Source organism: Marinobacter similis, assembly GCF_000830985.1.
Taxonomy (GTDB): Bacteria; Pseudomonadota; Gammaproteobacteria; order Pseudomonadales; family Oleiphilaceae; genus Marinobacter; species Marinobacter similis.
In genome coordinates, this window is the sequence record NZ_CP007151.1 from 2,793,183 (window position 1) to 2,808,789 (window position 15,607).

At 55.1% G+C, this 15,607-nt stretch carries 25 protein-coding genes and 2 pseudogenes; 26 read left to right on the plus strand and 1 reads right to left on the minus strand.

Annotated features, from left to right (window positions below):
- Positions 1–8: 8 nt before the first annotated feature.
- The 26 genes and pseudogenes from rplD (at position 9) to rplQ (ending at position 12,587) form a co-directional block, all read left to right on the plus strand.
- Positions 9–614, plus strand: a complete 606-nt coding sequence (gene rplD, locus AU14_RS12945) for a 50S ribosomal protein L4 (RefSeq protein WP_041341426.1) — start codon at positions 9–11, stop codon at positions 612–614.
- A complete protein-coding gene (rplW, locus tag AU14_RS12950; protein WP_041341428.1) occupies positions 611–904 on the plus strand; it encodes a 50S ribosomal protein L23 in 294 nt (97 codons plus the stop codon). The genes rplD and rplW overlap by 4 nt, the downstream gene beginning before the upstream one ends.
- 17 nt (positions 905–921) lie before the next feature.
- A pseudogene (gene rplB / locus AU14_RS12955) lies at positions 922–1,748 on the plus strand (50S ribosomal protein L2).
- Positions 1,749–1,771: 23 nt separating this feature from the next.
- Positions 1,772–2,047: a 30S ribosomal protein S19 gene (gene rpsS / locus AU14_RS12960; RefSeq protein ID WP_007154011.1), complete on the plus strand. Its 276-nt coding sequence runs from the start codon at positions 1,772–1,774 to the stop codon at positions 2,045–2,047.
- Positions 2,048–2,063: 16 nt separating this feature from the next.
- A complete protein-coding gene (gene rplV, locus AU14_RS12965) occupies positions 2,064–2,396 on the plus strand; it encodes a 50S ribosomal protein L22 (protein WP_041341430.1) in 333 nt (110 codons plus the stop codon).
- A gap of 11 nt (positions 2,397–2,407) precedes the next feature.
- Positions 2,408–3,091 carry a 30S ribosomal protein S3 gene (gene rpsC, locus AU14_RS12970; protein WP_041341433.1) on the plus strand — a complete coding sequence of 228 codons (684 nt, stop codon included), beginning with the start codon at positions 2,408–2,410 and terminating at the stop codon, positions 3,089–3,091.
- A gap of 12 nt (positions 3,092–3,103) precedes the next feature.
- A complete protein-coding gene (gene rplP / locus AU14_RS12975) occupies positions 3,104–3,517 on the plus strand; it encodes a 50S ribosomal protein L16 (protein ID WP_008174875.1) in 414 nt (137 codons plus the stop codon).
- Entirely contained in the window at positions 3,517–3,708 is a 192-nt protein-coding gene (rpmC, locus tag AU14_RS12980; RefSeq protein WP_041341437.1) for a 50S ribosomal protein L29, read from the plus strand. The genes rplP and rpmC overlap by 1 nt, the downstream gene beginning before the upstream one ends.
- A 1-nt stretch (position 3,709) precedes the next feature.
- Positions 3,710–3,976 (plus strand): 30S ribosomal protein S17, encoded by a 267-nt coding sequence (gene rpsQ, locus AU14_RS12985; protein ID WP_041341440.1) that lies wholly within the window; start codon positions 3,710–3,712, stop codon positions 3,974–3,976.
- A gap of 15 nt (positions 3,977–3,991) precedes the next feature.
- Positions 3,992–4,360: a 50S ribosomal protein L14 gene (gene rplN / locus AU14_RS12990; RefSeq protein WP_041341441.1), complete on the plus strand. Its 369-nt coding sequence runs from the start codon at positions 3,992–3,994 to the stop codon at positions 4,358–4,360.
- Between the two features lie 17 nt (positions 4,361–4,377).
- A complete protein-coding gene (gene rplX, locus AU14_RS12995; protein ID WP_041341445.1) occupies positions 4,378–4,698 on the plus strand; it encodes a 50S ribosomal protein L24 in 321 nt (106 codons plus the stop codon).
- A gap of 15 nt (positions 4,699–4,713) precedes the next feature.
- Positions 4,714–5,253 (plus strand): 50S ribosomal protein L5, encoded by a 540-nt coding sequence (gene rplE / locus AU14_RS13000; RefSeq protein WP_041341448.1) that lies wholly within the window; start codon positions 4,714–4,716, stop codon positions 5,251–5,253.
- Positions 5,254–5,266: 13 nt separating this feature from the next.
- Positions 5,267–5,572, plus strand: a complete 306-nt coding sequence (gene rpsN, locus AU14_RS13005; protein WP_041341451.1) for a 30S ribosomal protein S14 — start codon at positions 5,267–5,269, stop codon at positions 5,570–5,572.
- Positions 5,573–5,660: 88 nt separating this feature from the next.
- Positions 5,661–6,053, plus strand: a complete 393-nt coding sequence (gene rpsH, locus AU14_RS13010) for a 30S ribosomal protein S8 (protein ID WP_041341454.1) — start codon at positions 5,661–5,663, stop codon at positions 6,051–6,053.
- 9 nt (positions 6,054–6,062) lie between these two features.
- On the plus strand, positions 6,063–6,596 hold the full coding sequence (gene rplF, locus AU14_RS13015; protein WP_041341456.1) for a 50S ribosomal protein L6: 534 nt from the start codon (positions 6,063–6,065) through the stop codon (positions 6,594–6,596).
- 9 nt (positions 6,597–6,605) lie between these two features.
- Positions 6,606–6,953 (plus strand): 50S ribosomal protein L18, encoded by a 348-nt coding sequence (gene rplR / locus AU14_RS13020; RefSeq protein ID WP_041341459.1) that lies wholly within the window; start codon positions 6,606–6,608, stop codon positions 6,951–6,953.
- A 12-nt stretch (positions 6,954–6,965) separates the two neighbouring features.
- The gene (rpsE, locus tag AU14_RS13025) at positions 6,966–7,466 is read left to right on the plus strand and encodes a 30S ribosomal protein S5 (RefSeq protein ID WP_041341461.1); all 501 of its coding nucleotides are present in this window, start codon (positions 6,966–6,968) and stop codon (positions 7,464–7,466) included.
- Between the two features lie 4 nt (positions 7,467–7,470).
- A complete protein-coding gene (gene rpmD, locus AU14_RS13030) occupies positions 7,471–7,659 on the plus strand; it encodes a 50S ribosomal protein L30 (protein ID WP_041341464.1) in 189 nt (62 codons plus the stop codon).
- Position 7,660: 1 nt separating this feature from the next.
- Positions 7,661–8,095: a 50S ribosomal protein L15 gene (rplO, locus tag AU14_RS13035; RefSeq protein WP_041341467.1), complete on the plus strand. Its 435-nt coding sequence runs from the start codon at positions 7,661–7,663 to the stop codon at positions 8,093–8,095.
- 17 nt (positions 8,096–8,112) lie between these two features.
- Positions 8,113–9,435, plus strand: a complete 1,323-nt coding sequence (gene secY, locus AU14_RS13040) for a preprotein translocase subunit SecY (protein WP_041341470.1) — start codon at positions 8,113–8,115, stop codon at positions 9,433–9,435.
- Between the two features lie 29 nt (positions 9,436–9,464).
- On the plus strand, positions 9,465–9,578 hold the full coding sequence (gene rpmJ, locus AU14_RS19145; RefSeq protein ID WP_008174902.1) for a 50S ribosomal protein L36: 114 nt from the start codon (positions 9,465–9,467) through the stop codon (positions 9,576–9,578).
- 140 nt (positions 9,579–9,718) lie between these two features.
- Positions 9,719–10,075, plus strand: coding sequence for a 30S ribosomal protein S13 (gene rpsM, locus AU14_RS13045; RefSeq protein WP_012139789.1), 357 nt, complete (start codon positions 9,719–9,721; stop codon positions 10,073–10,075).
- Positions 10,076–10,088: 13 nt separating this feature from the next.
- The gene (gene rpsK, locus AU14_RS13050; RefSeq protein WP_007153992.1) at positions 10,089–10,478 is read left to right on the plus strand and encodes a 30S ribosomal protein S11; all 390 of its coding nucleotides are present in this window, start codon (positions 10,089–10,091) and stop codon (positions 10,476–10,478) included.
- Positions 10,479–10,496: 18 nt separating this feature from the next.
- Positions 10,497–11,115, plus strand: a pseudogene (rpsD, locus tag AU14_RS13055) (30S ribosomal protein S4).
- A 35-nt stretch (positions 11,116–11,150) separates the two neighbouring features.
- Positions 11,151–12,155 (plus strand): DNA-directed RNA polymerase subunit alpha, encoded by a 1,005-nt coding sequence (locus tag AU14_RS13060; protein ID WP_041341478.1) that lies wholly within the window; start codon positions 11,151–11,153, stop codon positions 12,153–12,155.
- 33 nt (positions 12,156–12,188) lie between these two features.
- Positions 12,189–12,587 (plus strand): 50S ribosomal protein L17, encoded by a 399-nt coding sequence (rplQ, locus tag AU14_RS13065; RefSeq protein ID WP_041341481.1) that lies wholly within the window; start codon positions 12,189–12,191, stop codon positions 12,585–12,587.
- 92 nt (positions 12,588–12,679) lie between these two features.
- Here rplQ and uvrA read toward each other — a convergent pair whose 3' ends face one another.
- Positions 12,680–15,502: an excinuclease ABC subunit UvrA gene (gene uvrA, locus AU14_RS13070; RefSeq protein ID WP_041341483.1), complete on the minus strand. Its 2,823-nt coding sequence runs from the start codon at positions 15,500–15,502 to the stop codon at positions 12,680–12,682.
- Positions 15,503–15,607 lie beyond the last annotated feature (105 nt).

A 15,607-nucleotide genomic window follows, 5' to 3' on the forward strand; every position in this document is an offset into this window, starting at 1 on the left:
GCGGTGCGATGGAATTGACTATTACAGGTAGCGGCAAGGGAATTTCTGTTTCCGACGCTGCATTTGCCAAAGATTTTAACGAGTCGCTGGTGCACCAGGTTGTTACTGCTTACATGGCAGCTGGCCGCCAAGGTACCAAGGCTCAAAAGACGCGTTCTGAAGTCAGCGGTGGTGGTAAGAAGCCATGGCGTCAGAAGGGCACTGGTCGTGCCCGTGCTGGTACTATCCGCAGCCCAATCTGGCGCGCCGGTGGTGTTACCTTTGCAGCCAAGCCTCGCGGTTTTGAGCAGAAGGTAAACCGGAAGATGTACCGCGCAGCAATGCGTTCTATTTTTTCTGAGCTGGTTCGCCAAGAGCGTCTGGTAGTTGTTGACGAGTTGAATGTCGACAGCCCGAAGACCAAGGCGTTCACCGCTAAGCTGAAGGATCTCGGTGTAAGCAATGCGCTGATCCTGTCTGAAAGCGTTGAGCAGAACCTGCACCTTGCTTCACGCAACATCCCGCACGTTGATGTTCGTGATATCGCAGGTCTTGATCCGGTTAGCCTGGTTGCTCACGACAGCGTCGTGATCACTGTGCCTGCTCTGAAGAAGATCGAGGAGATGCTGGGATGAATCAGGAGCGTATTTACAAGGTCCTGCTTGGACCGCACGTATCTGAGAAAGCTTCTCTGGTGGCCGAGCACGGCCAGGTAGTGTTTCGGGTAGCCCCGGACGCAACCAAGCCCGAGATCAAGAAAGCCGTTGAGCAACTGTTCAACGTCACCGTCGAAGGTGTTCAGGTTCTGAACCGTAAGGGTAAGCTCAAGCGCACTATCCGCGGGTTCGGCAAGCGTAATGACATTCGTAAGGCTTACGTAAAGCTGGCTGAAGGTCAGGACATCGATTTTCTGGATGTGGAATAAGGTAAAGGGGTCGTAATATGCCGATCGTCAAAACCAAACCAACATCTGCCGGACGCCGTCACGTTGTAAAGCTTTACAACCCGGATCTGCACACAGGCGCCCTTACGAGCCGTTGGTAGAAAGAAAGAATAAGACGGGTGGACGTAATAATGCGGGTCGCATTACCACACGTCACACTGGTGGTGGTCACAAGAAGCACTACCGTGTAATTGATTTTAAGCGGACCAAAGATGGTATCCCAGCGGTCATTGAGCGCCTGGAATACGATCCTAACCGCTCTGCGCACATTGCACTGGTCAAGTACGCCGATGGCGAGCGTCGTTACATTATCGCTCCCAAAGGTATGCAGATCGGTGATCCTGTGCGCTCCGGTATCGACGCGCCGATTAAAGTGGGTAGCACGTTGCCGCTCCGGAATATTCCGGTCGGTTCTGTAATCCACTGCGTTGAACTCAAGCCTGGCAAAGGTGCTCAGCTGGCTCGCTCTGCGGGCGCATCCGTACAGCTGGTAGCGCGTGAAGGTGCATATGCCACCATCCGCCTGCGCTCAGGTGAAATGCGAAAGGTGCTTGTAGATTGCCGCGCAACGTTGGGTGAAGTATCCAACAGCGAGCACAGTCTCAAGCAGCTTGGTAAAGCGGGTGCATCACGTTGGCGCGGCAAACGCCCAACAGTACGTGGTGTTGCTATGAACCCAGTTGACCACCCACATGGTGGTGGTGAAGGGCGTACCTCTGGCGGACGTCACCCGGTTACTCCGTGGGGTGTTCCGACCAAAGGGCATAAGACTCGTAAGAACAAGCGTACTGATAAAATGATAGTACGTCGTCGTTCGGCCAAGTAAACGACTACATAGAGGTAATTGCTGTGCCACGTTCTTTAAAGAAAGGTCCTTTTATAGACCTGCATCTGTTGAAGAAGGTCGAGGCAGCTCTGGAAGCTAACGACAAGCGACCGATCAAGACCTGGTCGCGCCGGTCGACAGTATTTCCGGAGATGGTAGGCCTGACCATTGCAGTCCACAACGGCAAGCAGCACGTGCCGGTTTATGTCACCGAAGATATGGTTGGACATAAGCTGGGTGAGTTCGCGGCAACGCGTACTTATCGTGGTCATGCGGCCGACAAGAAAGCTAAACGCTGATTGTGAGGGAATAGAAATGGAAGTAGCAGCCAAGTATAAGGGCGCTAACCTCTCAGCTCAGAAAGCACGTCTTGTCGCTGACCAAGTACGCGGCAAGGCGGTTGAGGATGCCCTGAACATTCTGACTTTCAGCCCAAAGAAGGCGGCGGTTGTACTCAAGAAAGCTCTTGAGTCTGCCATCGCTAACGCTGAGCACAACGAAGGTCTGGACGTTGACGAACTGCGGGTTTCCACCGTAATGGTGGATGAGGGTCCGACGCTCAAGCGAATTAAAGCTCGAGCCAAGGGGCGCGCTGACCGGATTTTCAAGCGCACCTGCCATATCACCGTCAAGGTCGCCGACAAGTAGGAGATGCTCAGATGGGTCATAAAGTAAATCCAACCGGCATTCGCCTGGGTGTGATCAAAGAGCACAACTCAGTCTGGTATGCCGACAAAAAGGAATACTCACAAAACCTGCTGAATGACATTCAGGTTCGTGAATTCCTCGACAAGCGTCTGGTTAAGGCGTCTGTCAGCAAGATTGTGATCGAGCGCCCTGCTCAGAACGCCCGTATCACGATCCATACTGCCCGTCCCGGTATTGTTATCGGTAAGAAGGGTGAAGATGTTGATCGTCTGCGTCGCGAAGTCAGCGACATGATGGGTGTGCCTGTGCACATCAACATCGAAGAAGTCCGCAAGCCGGACCTGGATGCCCGCCTGGTAGCGCAAAACGTTGCCGGTCAGCTGGAGCGTCGTGTGATGTTCCGTCGTGCTATGAAGCGCGCGGTACAGAACGCCATGCGTCAAGGCGCCAAGGGTATCAAGATTCAGGTAGGCGGTCGTCTCGGGGGTGCTGAAATTGCGCGTTCCGAGTGGTATCGCGAAGGTCGTGTACCTCTGCACACACTGCGTGCAGATATTGATTACGCAACCTACGAAGCGCATACCACTTACGGCGTAATCGGCGTCAAGGTATGGATCTTCAAAGGTGAGATTCTTGGTGGTATGGAGCAGGTCCGTGCTGACAAGAAAGCCTCTGGGAAGAAAGGTTCTAAGTAAAGGGGCACTCTTATGCTGCAACCAAAACGCACCAAATTTCGCAAGGTAATGAAAGGCCGTAACACCGGTCTTGCTCACCGCGCTAACAAGGTGAGCTTCGGTGAATACGGATTGAAAGCTACCAGTCGTGGGCGTATAACTGCGCGCCAGATTGAGGCAGCGCGTCGTACCATGACTCGTCGCATTAAGCGTGGCGGGAAGATCTGGATCCGGGTGTTCCCGGACAAGCCGATCACTGGTAAGCCGCTGGAAGTACGAATGGGTAAAGGTAAGGGTTCTGTCGAGTATTGGGTCGCTGAAATTCAGCCAGGCCGCATGCTCTACGAGATGGAAGGTGTATCTGAGGAAATCGCTCGTGATGCCTTCACTCTCGCTGCGGCCAAACTGCCGGTACAGACCACCTTTGTAACGAGGACGGTGATGTGATGAAAGCAACAGAGCTGCGTGAAAAGTCAGTCGAGGAGCTGAACAAAGAGCTGATCGACCTCCTGAAGGAGCAGTTCAACCTGCGCATGCGTAAGGCGACAGGTCAGCTGAATCAGTCTCACCTTCTCGGCAAGGTGAAACGTGAGATTGCTCGCGTGAAAACAGTATTGAATGAAAAGGCAGGACAGTGACATGACTGAAGCTACCCAAACTGCCAGAACTCTGAGCGGCAAGGTCGTGAGCAACAAGATGGAGAAGTCCATCGTCGTTCTGGTCGAGCGTCAGGTGAAGCACCCTCTGTACGGTAAGTACATGAAGCGCTCAACCAAGATTCACGCTCACGATGAGAGTAATCAGTGTAACGTCGGTGACACTGTGACCATCCAGGAAACCCGTCCGGTCTCTAAGACCAAGAGCTGGGCCCTGGTGGCAGTCACCGAACGTGCATCCAAGGTGTAACGCCGGAGAACAACCATGATTCAGACTCAAACAATGCTTGAAGTCGCGGATAACAGCGGTGCGCGTCAGGTGATGTGCATTAAGGTCCTGGGCGGTTCACATCGGCGTTATGCCAGCGTAGGGGATATCATCAAGGTAACCGTTAAGGAAGCCATCCCCCGCGGTAAAGTGAAGAAAGGCCAGGTCCTGAAGGCTGTGGTGGTGCGCACTCGTAAGGGTGTTCGCCGTCCCGACGGTTCGCTGATCCGTTTCGACGGAAACGCGGCGGTACTTCTGAACCCTCAGGACGCTCCTATTGGTACCCGTATCTTCGGACCGGTTACCCGTGAGCTGCGTAATGAGAAGTTCATGAAAATTATTTCACTGGCACCCGAAGTACTTTAAAGGACCAGAGGCCGGTTATGAAAAAGATCAAACGAGATGACGAAGTAATCGTCACCACGGGGAAAGATAAAGGCAAACGTGGTAAAGTCCTGAAAGTTCAGGACGATGGTCGAGTGCTTGTTTCTGGGATCAACATGATCAAGAAGCACACCAAACCTAACCCGATGCTGGGCACCCCAGGTGGCATCGTCGAAAAAGAAGCACCTATCCAGGCTTCCAACGTGGCTATTTTTAATCCGCAGACCGGCAAAGCCGATCGTGTTGGCTTCCAGACCAAGGAAGACGGCGCTAAAGTGCGGATCTTCAAGTCCACGAACGAAGCTGTCGATAACCAGTAAGCGGTGGTGGTTACGATGCTTAACATGAAAGAGCAGTACAGTAAGGAAGTGGTACCCGCCCTGCAGAAAGAGTTCAGCTACAAGAACATCATGCAGGTGCCGCGTATCGAAAAGATCACCCTTAACATGGGTGTCGGCGAAGCGGTTGGTGACAAGAAGCTGATTGAGAATGCCGTGGCGGATCTAGAGCGCCTGGCAGGTCAAAAGGTTGTTGTTACCAAGGCACGTAAATCCGTTGCGGGTTTCAAAATCCGTGAAGGTTGGCCGATCGGTTGCAAGGTTACTCTGCGCGGTGAGCGTATGTGGGACTTCTTTGATCGCCTGGTTCACATTGCGGTACCCCGCATTCGTGACTTCCGTGGTCTGAATCCCAAGTCGTTCGACGGTCGTGGTAACTACAGCATGGGTGTGCGTGAGCAGATCATTTTCCCTGAGATCGAGTACGACAAAGTCGACAAGATCCGTGGTCTGGACATCACCATTACCACTACTGCCGGTACCGACGATGAAGGTCGTGAACTGCTGAAAGCCTTCGGCTTTCCGTTCAAGAAATAAAGGAACGAGTGTAATGGCTAAGGTTTCCATGAAAAACCGTGAGCTGAAGCGCGAACAAACCGTTGCGAAGTTTGCAGCGAAGCGTGCTGAGCTCAAGGCGATTATCAAGAACCCGAATACCAGCGATGATGACCGTTGGGACGCACAGATGAAGCTGCAACAGCTTCCTCGCGATGCAAGCCCCTCGCGTCTTCGGAATCGTTGCCAGGTGACTGGTCGTCCCCACGGCGTTCTCCGCAAGTTCGAGCTTTCACGGATTAAACTTCGTGAATACGGCATGCGCGGTGACGTTCCGGGCCTGACTAAGGCAAGCTGGTAAGATAGGCACCCTGACTTCGGTCAGGTGCCTGTTGGTAAGCGGTGCGGCACGCCGCTGCACAACTAAAAAGATCAGGAGCCTCATACCAATGAGTATGCAAGACACGCTTGCGGATATGTTTACTCGTATTCGTAATGCACAGATGGCGTCTAAGACAGATGTTACGATGCCGTCTTCAAAGATGAAGATTTCCGTAGCCCAGGTCCTTAAGGACGAAGGTTACGTGGAAGACTTTTCCGTTTCAGCCGACGCGAAGCCCGAGCTGACGATCACTCTGAAATACTTCGGCGGCAAGCCGGTTATTGAAGAGATCAAGCGGGTCAGCCGTCCGAGTCTGCGCCAGTACAACGGCGCTGGGGAACTACCGAAGGTATCCGGTGGTTTGGGAGTCGCGATTGTCTCAACGTCCAAGGGCGTTATGACAGACCGCGCCGCACGAGCTGCTGGCGTGGGTGGCGAAGTCATCTGCACCGTATTCTAGGAGATACACATGTCCAGGGTTGCCAATAATCCTGTCGTGCTGCCTTCCGGTGTTGAGGTTAAGCTGAACGGACAGGAAATTAGTGTTAAGGGCTCCAAGGGAGCACTTGAAATCACCATTCACCAAGCGGTCGAAGTAACGCAGGACGAAAACGTACTGCGCTTTGTTGCCCGTGATGGTGCTAAACAGTCCCGCGCTCTTGCTGGTACTACTCGTGCACTGGTCAACAACATGGTGACTGGTGTATCCACAGGCTTTGAGCGCAAGCTCCAGCTGACGGGCGTAGGTTACCGTGCCCAGGCGCAAGGTAAGAAGCTCAATCTGACACTGGGTTTTTCACACCCGGTTGAATATGAGCTGCCCGAGGGGATTACCGCAGAAACTCCGTCCAATACGGAAGTAGTTATCCGCGGTATCGACAAGCAACAGGTTGGCCAGGTCGCTGCTGATGTCCGCGCGTTCCGTCCGCCCGAGCCTTATAAGGGTAAGGGTGTTCGTTATGCGGATGAGCAGGTCAGACGCAAAGAAGCCAAGAAGAAATAAGGCGGGACTATGAGCGCGAATAACGAAAGATTGCGTCGCGCACGCAAAGTGCGCATGAAGATTCGTGAACTGGGTACCAATCGCCTGTGCGTTCATCGCACACCGCGTCACATGTACGCCCAGGTTACGACTGCAGATGGCAGCAAAGTGCTGGCTTCTGCCTCCACGTTGGATAAGGAACTGCGCCAGGGTGCAACCGGTAACGTGGACGCTGCCAAGAAGGTCGGTCAGCTGATCGCTGAGCGTGCCAAGGCAGCAGGTGTTGAGCAGGTCGCTTTTGACCGCTCCGGTTACCGTTATCACGGCCGTATTCAGGCTCTGGCCGACGCAGCCCGTGAAGCTGGCTTGCAATTCTAAGAGGTGGAGAAGATGAGCGTTAACGAACAGAAGGCGCCTGAGCTCCAGGAAAAGCTGGTTCAGGTCAATCGTGTCGCCAAAGTAGTAAAAGGTGGCCGTATTTTCGCCTTCACCGCACTGACTGTAGTGGGTGATGGTAAAGGTCGCGTTGGTTTTGGTCGTGGCAAGGCACGTGAAGTGCCGGTCGCTATCCAGAAGGCTATGGAAGCTGCGCGTAAAAACATGGTTGATGTCCCGCTGGACGGTACTACTCTGCAGTACGCGGTGAAGGCACAGCATGGCGGCTCCAAGGTCTACATGCAGCCGGCTTCCGAAGGTACCGGCATCATCGCCGGCGGCGCGATGCGCGCTGTACTGGAAGTGGCAGGTGTTCAGAACGTACTGTCCAAGTGTTACGGGTCTACCAACCCGGTCAACGTGGTACGTTCCACCATCAAGGGTCTCCAGGCAACGCAAGCGCCTGAAGATATCGCAGCCAAGCGCGGTAAGACCGTGGAAGAGATTCTGGGTTGAAGTCATGGCGAACGCAAAAACGATCAAAGTAACTCTGACCCGCAGCCCAATCGGCTGCCAGCCCAAGCACAAAGCATGTGTGAAGGGCCTGGGTCTTCGTAAAATCGGTCACACCGTGGAAGTGGAAGATACACCTTCCATCCGCGGCATGATCAACCGGGTAGATTACCTGGTTCGGGTTGAGGAGAACTAAGATGCGTCTGAACGAACTTAGTCCGGAACCCGGTTCACGTCAGGCTCCTAAGCGAGTTGGTCGTGGTATCGGTAGCGGTCTCGGTAAAACCGGTGGTCGTGGTCACAAGGGTCTGAAGGCCCGTTCAGGTGGCAGCGTAGCTCCTGGTTTCGAGGGTGGTCAGCAGCCTCTGGCTCGTCGTCTGCCGAAGTTTGGTTTTACCTCTCGTCAGCAGCGCTACGTTGCCGAAATTCGCCTGAATGAACTGGCGAAGGTCGAAGGTGATGTGGTGGATCTGGAAGCTCTTAAAAAGGCGGATATCATTCGCGAAGAGATTCGCGAAGCCAAGGTTATCCTGTCCGGCGAACTGAGCCGTGCAGTAACCGTTAAGGGCCTTCGGGTAACCAAAGGCGCACGCGAGGCAATTGCCGCCGCGGGTGGTAAAGTCGAAGACTAAGGCGAGTCGAGGACTAAATGGCCAAGACAGCATCATTGCCTGCGGGCGCGGGTAAAGGACTGGCAGAGCTGCGATCGCGGCTCTGGTTTGTCTTCCTGGCATTGTTGGTGTACCGGATCGGTGCCCATATTCCGGTGCCGGGGATCAACCCCGACCGTTTGGCGGCACTGTTTGAACAGAATCAGGGCACGATCCTGAGCATGTTCAACATGTTTTCTGGTGGTGCGCTTGAGCGCATGAGTATCTTCGCTCTCGGTATCATGCCGTATATTTCGGCTTCGATTATCATGCAGCTCATGACTGCGGTTAGCCCGCAGCTTGAGCAGCTGAAAAAAGAAGGCGAGGCTGGTCGTCGCAAGATCAGTCAATACACGCGGTATGGTACGGTTATCCTCGCCCTGGTTCAGGGCGCTGGTATTTCTGTCGGTCTGGCATCACAAGGCGTGACCTTTAACGACAGCTTCAGCTTCCACTTCGTGGCAGTTGTTTCCTTCGTGAGCGGTGCAGTCTTCATGATGTGGCTGGGTGAGCAGATCACTGAACGCGGCGTTGGCAACGGGATTTCCCTGCTGATTTTCGCGGGTATTGTGGCCGGCTTGCCTGGCGCCATTGGTCAGACTCTCGAGCAAGCCAGAAATGGCGAGATGAGTCTCCTGGTGGTACTGGGAATTGGTGTTCTCGCGGTAGCCGTCATCGGCTTCGTGGTGTTCATGGAGCGTGGTCAGCGTCGTCTGACCATCAACTACGCCAAGCGTCAGCAGGGTCGCCGTGTGTTCGCACAGCAATCCAGCCATCTGCCACTTAAGGTGAACATGGCCGGTGTTATTCCGCCGATCTTTGCTTCATCCATTCTGTTGTTCCCGGCGTCGATCGGGCAGTGGTTTGGTCAAGGCGAGGGCATGGAATGGCTCAGCGATGTTTCCCAGGCATTGGCGCCCAGCCAGCCGTTGTATATCATCCTGTTCGCAGCAGCAGTTGTGTTCTTCTGCTTCTTCTATACAGCGTTGATGTACAATCCGAAAGAAGTTGCGGATAACCTCAAGCGCTCTGGAGCGTTTATTCCGGGCATCCGTCCGGGCGATCAGACAGCCAAGTACATTGATGGTGTGCTGACTCGCCTAACGCTGTTCGGTGCAATGTACATTGCAGCAGTGTCCCTGTTCCCACAGTTTCTGATGGTGGCCGGGAATGTACCGTTCTATCTGGGCGGCACCTCACTGCTGATTGTGGTAGTCGTGGTGATGGATTTCATGGCGCAGGTACAGTCACACCTGATGTCTCATCAGTATGAATCGCTGATGAAGAAGTCCAATCTCAAGGGCTATGGTCGGAACGGCTAAGCTGTTCCCCTTGAAAACTGGAGTCGACAATGAAAGTACGCGCTTCGGTAAAGAAAATTTGCCGTAACTGCAAAGTAATTCGTCGCAATGGCTCAGTACGAGTCATTTGCTCGGAGCCTCGCCACAAGCAGCGTCAGGGTTAATCCTTCGGGACAAAACCTGATAACGCAAAGGGGTTCGGAATACTGGCGCTTGACTTCGACAGGAGTCAGGCGCTATTATTTCGCGCCCTTTTTGTGGCGGAAAATTCACACAGCAAAGCTTTGAACGCGGAGTAATTTGGATGGCACGTATAGCCGGTGTCAATATACCCGATAACAAACATGCTGTTATCTCGCTGACATACATCTTTGGTGTTGGCAAGACAACAGCCCAGAAGCTTTGCGATGCAACCGGCGTTAAGCCGGACGTCAAGGTCAAAGACCTTAGCGACGAGCAGCTTGAATCACTTCGTACCGAAGTGGGCAAGGTGTCTGTCGAAGGCGATCTGCGTCGTGAAGTACAGATGAACATCAAGCGTTTGAAGGATCTCGGATGTCACCGTGGTCTGCGTCATCGTCATGGCCTTCCGGTCCGTGGCCAGCGCACCAAGACCAACGCTCGCACCCGTAAAGGTCCACGCAAACCTATTCGTAAGTAACAGGTAGGCAAACATGGCAAAGCCAGGTACACGTACCCGTAAAAAGGTGAAAAAGACGGTTGTTGATGGCGTCGCGCACATTCACGCGTCCTTCAACAACACTATCGTGACCATTTCTGACCGTCAGGGCAACGTCCTGTCCTGGGCTACCTCTGGTGGTTCCGGTTTCCGTGGGTCACGCAAGAGTACACCTTTTGCTGCGCAGGTAGCAGCTGAAAGAGCCGGTAACGCGGCTGCTGAATACGGCCTAAAAAACCTGGACGTAGAGGTTAAGGGTCCTGGGCCCGGACGTGAATCTGCAGTTCGTGCGCTGAACGCGTGCGGCTACAAGATCACCAACATCACAGATGTGACGCCGATTCCCCATAACGGCTGTCGTCCGCCCAAAAAGCGCCGCGTCTAACACAGGAGACAGTGAAATATGGCTCGTTATATAGGCCCGAAGTGCAAGCTGTCTCGTCGTGAAGGGACAGATCTTTTTCTAAAGAGCGGTGTTCGCGCGCTCGATTCCAAGTGCAACATCGAGACTCCGCCGGGTATGCACGGCGCGCGTCGCGGTCGTCTGTCCGAGTACGGCGTTCAGCTTCGTGAAAAACAGAAAGTTCGTCGTATCTACGGCGTGCTTGAGAAGCAGTTCCGTAACTACTACAAAGAGGCAGCCCGAGGCAAAGGTGCAACTGGTGAAAACCTGCTGCAGCTGCTGGAAGGTCGTCTGGATAACGTTGTATACCGCATGGGCTTTGGTTCTACCGTGCTGAATCCCGTCAGCTCGTTTCTCACAAAGCGATCCTGGTGAACGACAAGGTAGTGAACATTGCTTCCTACCAGTCAAGCCGGGTGATGTTGTGAGCGTGCGCGAAAAGGCTAAGAATCAGCTTCGCGTAAAAGGCGCGCTGGATCTGTCTGCAAGTCGTGCACCGGTGAGCTGGGTAGAGGTCGACGCCAACAAGATGTCCGGCGTTTACAAGGCAGTGCCTGAGCGTACTGAATTGCCGGCCGACATCAACGAGAACCTCATCGTCGAGCTTTACTCTAAGTAAAGCCCAGTTAGCAACGATAGCAGATAGGGGCGTCTATGCAGCGTTCAGTACATGAGTTATTGACACCTCGTACCATTGACGTGAAAGAATCCAGCGCCACGCGTGCCAAAGTGACGCTCGAGCCTCTGGAAAGAGGCTTTGGGCACACTTTGGGCAGCGCGCTGCGCCGTATTCTCTTGTCCTCGATGCCGGGCTGCGCTGTAACTGAAGCGCAGATCGATGGCGTCTTGCACGAGTACAGCGCCATTGAGGGTGTCCAGGAAGACGTCATCGAGATTCTTCTGAATCTCAAGGGCGTCGCCGTGAAAATGAACGGCCGGGACGATGCCGAGCTAACGCTCAGCAAAAAAGGCCCGGGCGTTGTCACCGCCGGTGATATCAAGCTCGACCATGATGTTGAGATCGCCAACCCGGAGCACGTGATCTGTCACCTGAGCGAAAATGGTGAAGTGAACATGCGTCTCCGTGTTAACCGCGGTCGCGGCTATGAGCCGGCAGACCAGCGTGGTCTCGACGAGGACGAAACTCGCGCCATTGGACGCCTGCAGCTGGATGCAACTTTCAGCCCGGTTCGTCGTGTGGCTTACTCCGTGGAAAGTGCACGGGTAGAGCAGCGGACTGACCTGGACAAGCTGGTGATTGATCTGGAGACCAATGGGACGATTGATCCGGAAGAAGCAATTCGCCGGGCCGCGACCATCCTCCAGCAGCAATTGGCGGTGTTTGTTGATTTCGATCATGAGAAAGAGCCAGAGCGCGTAGAGGAAGAGGAAGAAATCGATCCGATCCTGTTGCGCCCGGTTGATGATCTGGAATTGACAGTGCGTTCAGCTAACTGCTTGAAGGCTGAGAATATTTACTACATCGGCGATCTGATCCAGCGCACTGAAGTTGAGCTGTTGAAGACGCCTAACCTTGGTAAAAAGTCGCTGACCGAGATCAAGGACGTTTTGGCGTCTCGTGGTCTGTCTTTGGGCATGCGTCTTGATAACTGGCCGCCGGCTAGCCTTCGTGGCGACGACCGGGTGTTGGGCGGTTAATCGCCGATTAGTTTAAGGTAAGGAATAAGAGCAATGCGTCATCGTAAGAGTGGTCGTAAGTTCAGCAGGACCAGTGCGCATCGCAAGGCCATGTTCCGTAACATGACTGCGTCACTGGTTGAACACGAGCTGATCAAAACAACGCTGCCGAAAGCGAAAGAGCTTCGTCGAGTAGCTGAGCCTTTGATCACGCTCTCTAAGAATGATTCGGTCGCGAATCGTCGTCTGGCGTTTTCTCGCCTGCGTGACGATGCAGCGGTTGCCAAGCTGTTTGATGAGCTTGGCCCTCGTTACAACGAGCGTCCGGGTGGTTACCTTCGTATCCTGAAGTGCGGTTTCCGTGCTGGTGACAATGCCCCGATGGCATTTGTTGAGCTGGTCGGTCGTCCGCTGGATATCGAAGCGGAAGAAGTGGACGAAGGCGAGGAGTAAGTTCCTCGGCTTCGGCCAATAAAAAACCGGGTTCCGAAAGGTTCCCGGTTTTTTTGTGTCTGAAGGATGGGCGGGGGTTACCCGCCCGCCGGTTACTTACTCAGCATCGATTTGAGGTACTTGCCGGTGTGCGAGGCAGTGTTGTCCGCGACGTCTTCCGGTGTCCCTTCGGCAATGATCTGCCCGCCGCCTGAGCCGCCCTCTGGCCCCAGGTCAATAATCCAGTCAGCCGTCTTGATGACGTCCAGGTTGTGCTCGATCACCACGATGGTGTTGCCGTGGTCGCGCAGGCGTTCGAGGACGTGCAGCAATTGCTGAATGTCATAGAAGTGCAGGCCGGTAGTAGGTTCGTCCAGAATGTACAGGGTCTGGCCAGTGTCTCGTTTGGACAGCTCTTTCGCGAGCTTGACGCGCTGGGCTTCCCCGCCGGAGAGGGTGACGGCGCTCTGGCCCAGGCGAATGTACGAGAGGCCGACATCCATCAGGGTCTGGAGTTTGCGGGCGAGAAATGGCACCGCATCGAAAAACTCCCGGCCTTCCTCGACCGTCATGTCCAGGACTTCGTGGATGTTTTTGCCCTTGTACCGGACTTCCAGGGTTTCCCGGTTATAGCGCTTTCCTTTGCAGACATCGCAGGACACATACACATCGGGCAGGAAGTGCATCTCAACCTTGATGACACCGTCGCCCTGGCAGGCCTCACACCGTCCCCCTTTGACGTTGAACGAGAAGCGCCCAGGCTTATAGCCCCGTGAACGAGCCTCCTGGGTACCGGCGAACAGTTCGCGAATGGGGGTGAACAGTCCGGTGTAGGTGGCCGGGTTGGAGCGCGGTGTGCGGCCTATCGGGCTCTGGTCAATATCAATGACCTTGTCCAGGTGGTCCAGGCCCTTGAGTGATCGGTAAGGGGCGTGGCTTAGGCTGGTGGCCTTGTTCAACTTGGCAGCCGAGACCGGATACAGGGTGCTGTTGATCAGGGTCGACTTGCCAGAGCCGGAGACACCGGTGACGCAGGTCATGATGCCCAGGGGCAGGTTCAGGGTGACATCCTGCAGGTTGTTGCCTGTGGCACCGGTCAAGGTCAGCGATTTGCCGTTGCCTTTGTTTCGGGTCTTGGGCACCGCAATCTCACGGGTACCATTCAGGTATTGCCCGGTCAGCGAGTCGGGATGGTCGATAATCTGTTGGGGCGTGCCCTGGGCGATGATTTTGCCGCCGTGGATGCCGGCGCCGGGGCCGATATCAATGACGTGATCGGCTGCCCGAATGGCATCTTCGTCGTGCTCGACCACGATCACCGTGTTGCCGAGATCCCGCAGATGGGTCAGCGTGGCGAGCAGGCGATCATTGTCGCGCTGATGCAGACCGATGGACGGTTCGTCGAGAATGTACATGACACCGACCAGGCCGGCACCAATCTGGCTGGCCAGACGGATGCGCTGGGCCTCGCCGCCCGAGAGGGTATCGGCACTGCGCTCCAGGGTCAGGTATTCCAGGCCAACATTGACCAGGAACTGGAGGCGCTGGCGCACTTCTTTCAGGATCTTTTCTGCGATCTCACCCTTGCGGCCGGGCAGGGCCAGATGCTCAAAGTAACGATGGGCCTCGCCAACCGGCAGCCGGGTTACCTCGGGCAGGTTCCGTTTTTCGATAAACACGTGGCGGGCACTGCGACGCAGCCGTGAGCCATGGCAGGCCTTACAGGGCTGGGTGCTCAGGTTGCGGGCCAGCTCTTCTCGCATGCTCTGGGATTCGGTTTCCCGGTAACGGCGCTCGAGGTTGGGCAGAATGCCTTCAAACGGGTGCGCCTTCTCCATGATGTGGCCACGGGAGTTCACGTACCGAAAAGGGATGTCCTCTGCGCCAGAGCCGTTCAGCAGAACTTCCTGGAACTCTGTGGGCAGGTCGATCCAGGGCGTTTCCAGGTCCATGCCGTAATGGTCGGCAACACTGCCGAGCATCTGGAAGTAGTAAACGGCCCGGCGATCCCAGCCCTTGATGGCACCGGCGGCCAGAGTGGCTTCGGGGTGTTGGATGATCTTTTCCGGATCAAAGAACTGCTTCACGCCCAGGCCGTCGCAGGTAGGGCAGGCGCCGGCAGGATTATTGAATGAAAAGATCCGTGGTTCGAGTTCGCTGAGGGAGTAGCCGCACTGCGTACACGCGTACCGCGCCGAAAAGGTGTGCTCTTCACCTTCGCCAGTCATGGGCGCCACCAGTGCAATGCCATCGGCCAGTTCCAGGGTGGTCTCGAAACTTTCTGCCAACCGCTGTTCCAGGCCGGGTTTGACCTTGAACCGATCAACCACAACGTCGATCTGGTGTTTGCGCTTCTTGTCCAGGGCCGGAACGTCGTCGATATCGTAAACGGTGCCGTCGACCCGCAGGCGGATAAAACCCTGGCTCTTCATGGTATCGATGACCTGCTGGTGTTCGCCTTTGCGATCTCGAATCACCGGGGCCAGGATCATCAGCTTGCTGTCTTCCGGCATGGCCAGCACCTGGTCCACCATCTGGCTGATGGTCTGGGCTTCCAATGGCTGGTCATGGTCCGGGCAGCGGGGTTCGCCGGCGCGGGCAAACAGCAGTCGGAGATAATCGTAGATTTCGGTGATGGTACCGACGGTTGAGCGGGGGTTGTGCGATGTCGATTTCTGTTCAATGGAAATCGCCGGCGACAGGCCCTCGATGTGGTCGACGTCGGGCTTTTCCATCATTGACAGAAATTGGCGTGCGTAGGTCGACAGGGATTCCACGTACCGGCGCTGACCCTCGGCGTAAAGGGTATCGAAGGCCAGGGACGATTTGCCGGAGCCGGACAGGCCGGTGACCACAATCAGTTTATCCCGAGGCATATCGAGGTCGATATTCTTCAGGTTGTGGGTGCGTGCCCCTTTGATCTGGATGTGGTCCATAGTACCTCGCTCAAATAAAAACGAAAATTATACCGCGTTCGAGTGGCTGCGGCGAAGAAACCCGACGTTTGGCCGCCCGGGTGGCTGTGCCGTGATCGGCTGCCT

Excerpts from the sequence above, each read along its gene's own strand:
- rplD (WP_041341426.1), top strand. The coding sequence starts at position 9 with ATGGAATTGACTATTACAGGTAGCGGCAAGGGAATTTCTGTTTCCGAC.
- rplW (WP_041341428.1), top strand. The coding sequence starts at position 611 with ATGAATCAGGAGCGTATTTACAAGGTCCTGCTTGGACCGCACGTATCT.
- rplV (WP_041341430.1), top strand. The coding sequence starts at position 2,064 with ATGGAAGTAGCAGCCAAGTATAAGGGCGCTAACCTCTCAGCTCAGAAA.
- rpsC (WP_041341433.1), top strand. The coding sequence starts at position 2,408 with ATGGGTCATAAAGTAAATCCAACCGGCATTCGCCTGGGTGTGATCAAA.
- rplP (WP_008174875.1), top strand. The coding sequence starts at position 3,104 with ATGCTGCAACCAAAACGCACCAAATTTCGCAAGGTAATGAAAGGCCGT.
- rpmC (WP_041341437.1), top strand. The coding sequence starts at position 3,517 with ATGAAAGCAACAGAGCTGCGTGAAAAGTCAGTCGAGGAGCTGAACAAA.
- rpsQ (WP_041341440.1), top strand. The coding sequence starts at position 3,710 with ATGACTGAAGCTACCCAAACTGCCAGAACTCTGAGCGGCAAGGTCGTG.
- rplN (WP_041341441.1), top strand. The coding sequence starts at position 3,992 with ATGATTCAGACTCAAACAATGCTTGAAGTCGCGGATAACAGCGGTGCG.
- rplX (WP_041341445.1), top strand. The coding sequence starts at position 4,378 with ATGAAAAAGATCAAACGAGATGACGAAGTAATCGTCACCACGGGGAAA.
- rplE (WP_041341448.1), top strand. The coding sequence starts at position 4,714 with ATGCTTAACATGAAAGAGCAGTACAGTAAGGAAGTGGTACCCGCCCTG.
- rpsN (WP_041341451.1), top strand. The coding sequence starts at position 5,267 with ATGGCTAAGGTTTCCATGAAAAACCGTGAGCTGAAGCGCGAACAAACC.
- rpsH (WP_041341454.1), top strand. The coding sequence starts at position 5,661 with ATGAGTATGCAAGACACGCTTGCGGATATGTTTACTCGTATTCGTAAT.
- rplF (WP_041341456.1), top strand. The coding sequence starts at position 6,063 with ATGTCCAGGGTTGCCAATAATCCTGTCGTGCTGCCTTCCGGTGTTGAG.
- rplR (WP_041341459.1), top strand. The coding sequence starts at position 6,606 with ATGAGCGCGAATAACGAAAGATTGCGTCGCGCACGCAAAGTGCGCATG.
- rpsE (WP_041341461.1), top strand. The coding sequence starts at position 6,966 with ATGAGCGTTAACGAACAGAAGGCGCCTGAGCTCCAGGAAAAGCTGGTT.
- rpmD (WP_041341464.1), top strand. The coding sequence starts at position 7,471 with ATGGCGAACGCAAAAACGATCAAAGTAACTCTGACCCGCAGCCCAATC.
- rplO (WP_041341467.1), top strand. The coding sequence starts at position 7,661 with ATGCGTCTGAACGAACTTAGTCCGGAACCCGGTTCACGTCAGGCTCCT.
- secY (WP_041341470.1), top strand. The coding sequence starts at position 8,113 with ATGGCCAAGACAGCATCATTGCCTGCGGGCGCGGGTAAAGGACTGGCA.
- rpmJ (WP_008174902.1), top strand. The coding sequence starts at position 9,465 with ATGAAAGTACGCGCTTCGGTAAAGAAAATTTGCCGTAACTGCAAAGTA.
- rpsM (WP_012139789.1), top strand. The coding sequence starts at position 9,719 with ATGGCACGTATAGCCGGTGTCAATATACCCGATAACAAACATGCTGTT.
- rpsK (WP_007153992.1), top strand. The coding sequence starts at position 10,089 with ATGGCAAAGCCAGGTACACGTACCCGTAAAAAGGTGAAAAAGACGGTT.
- AU14_RS13060 (WP_041341478.1), top strand. The coding sequence starts at position 11,151 with ATGCAGCGTTCAGTACATGAGTTATTGACACCTCGTACCATTGACGTG.
- rplQ (WP_041341481.1), top strand. The coding sequence starts at position 12,189 with ATGCGTCATCGTAAGAGTGGTCGTAAGTTCAGCAGGACCAGTGCGCAT.
- uvrA (WP_041341483.1), bottom strand. The coding sequence starts at position 15,502 with ATGGACCACATCCAGATCAAAGGGGCACGCACCCACAACCTGAAGAAT.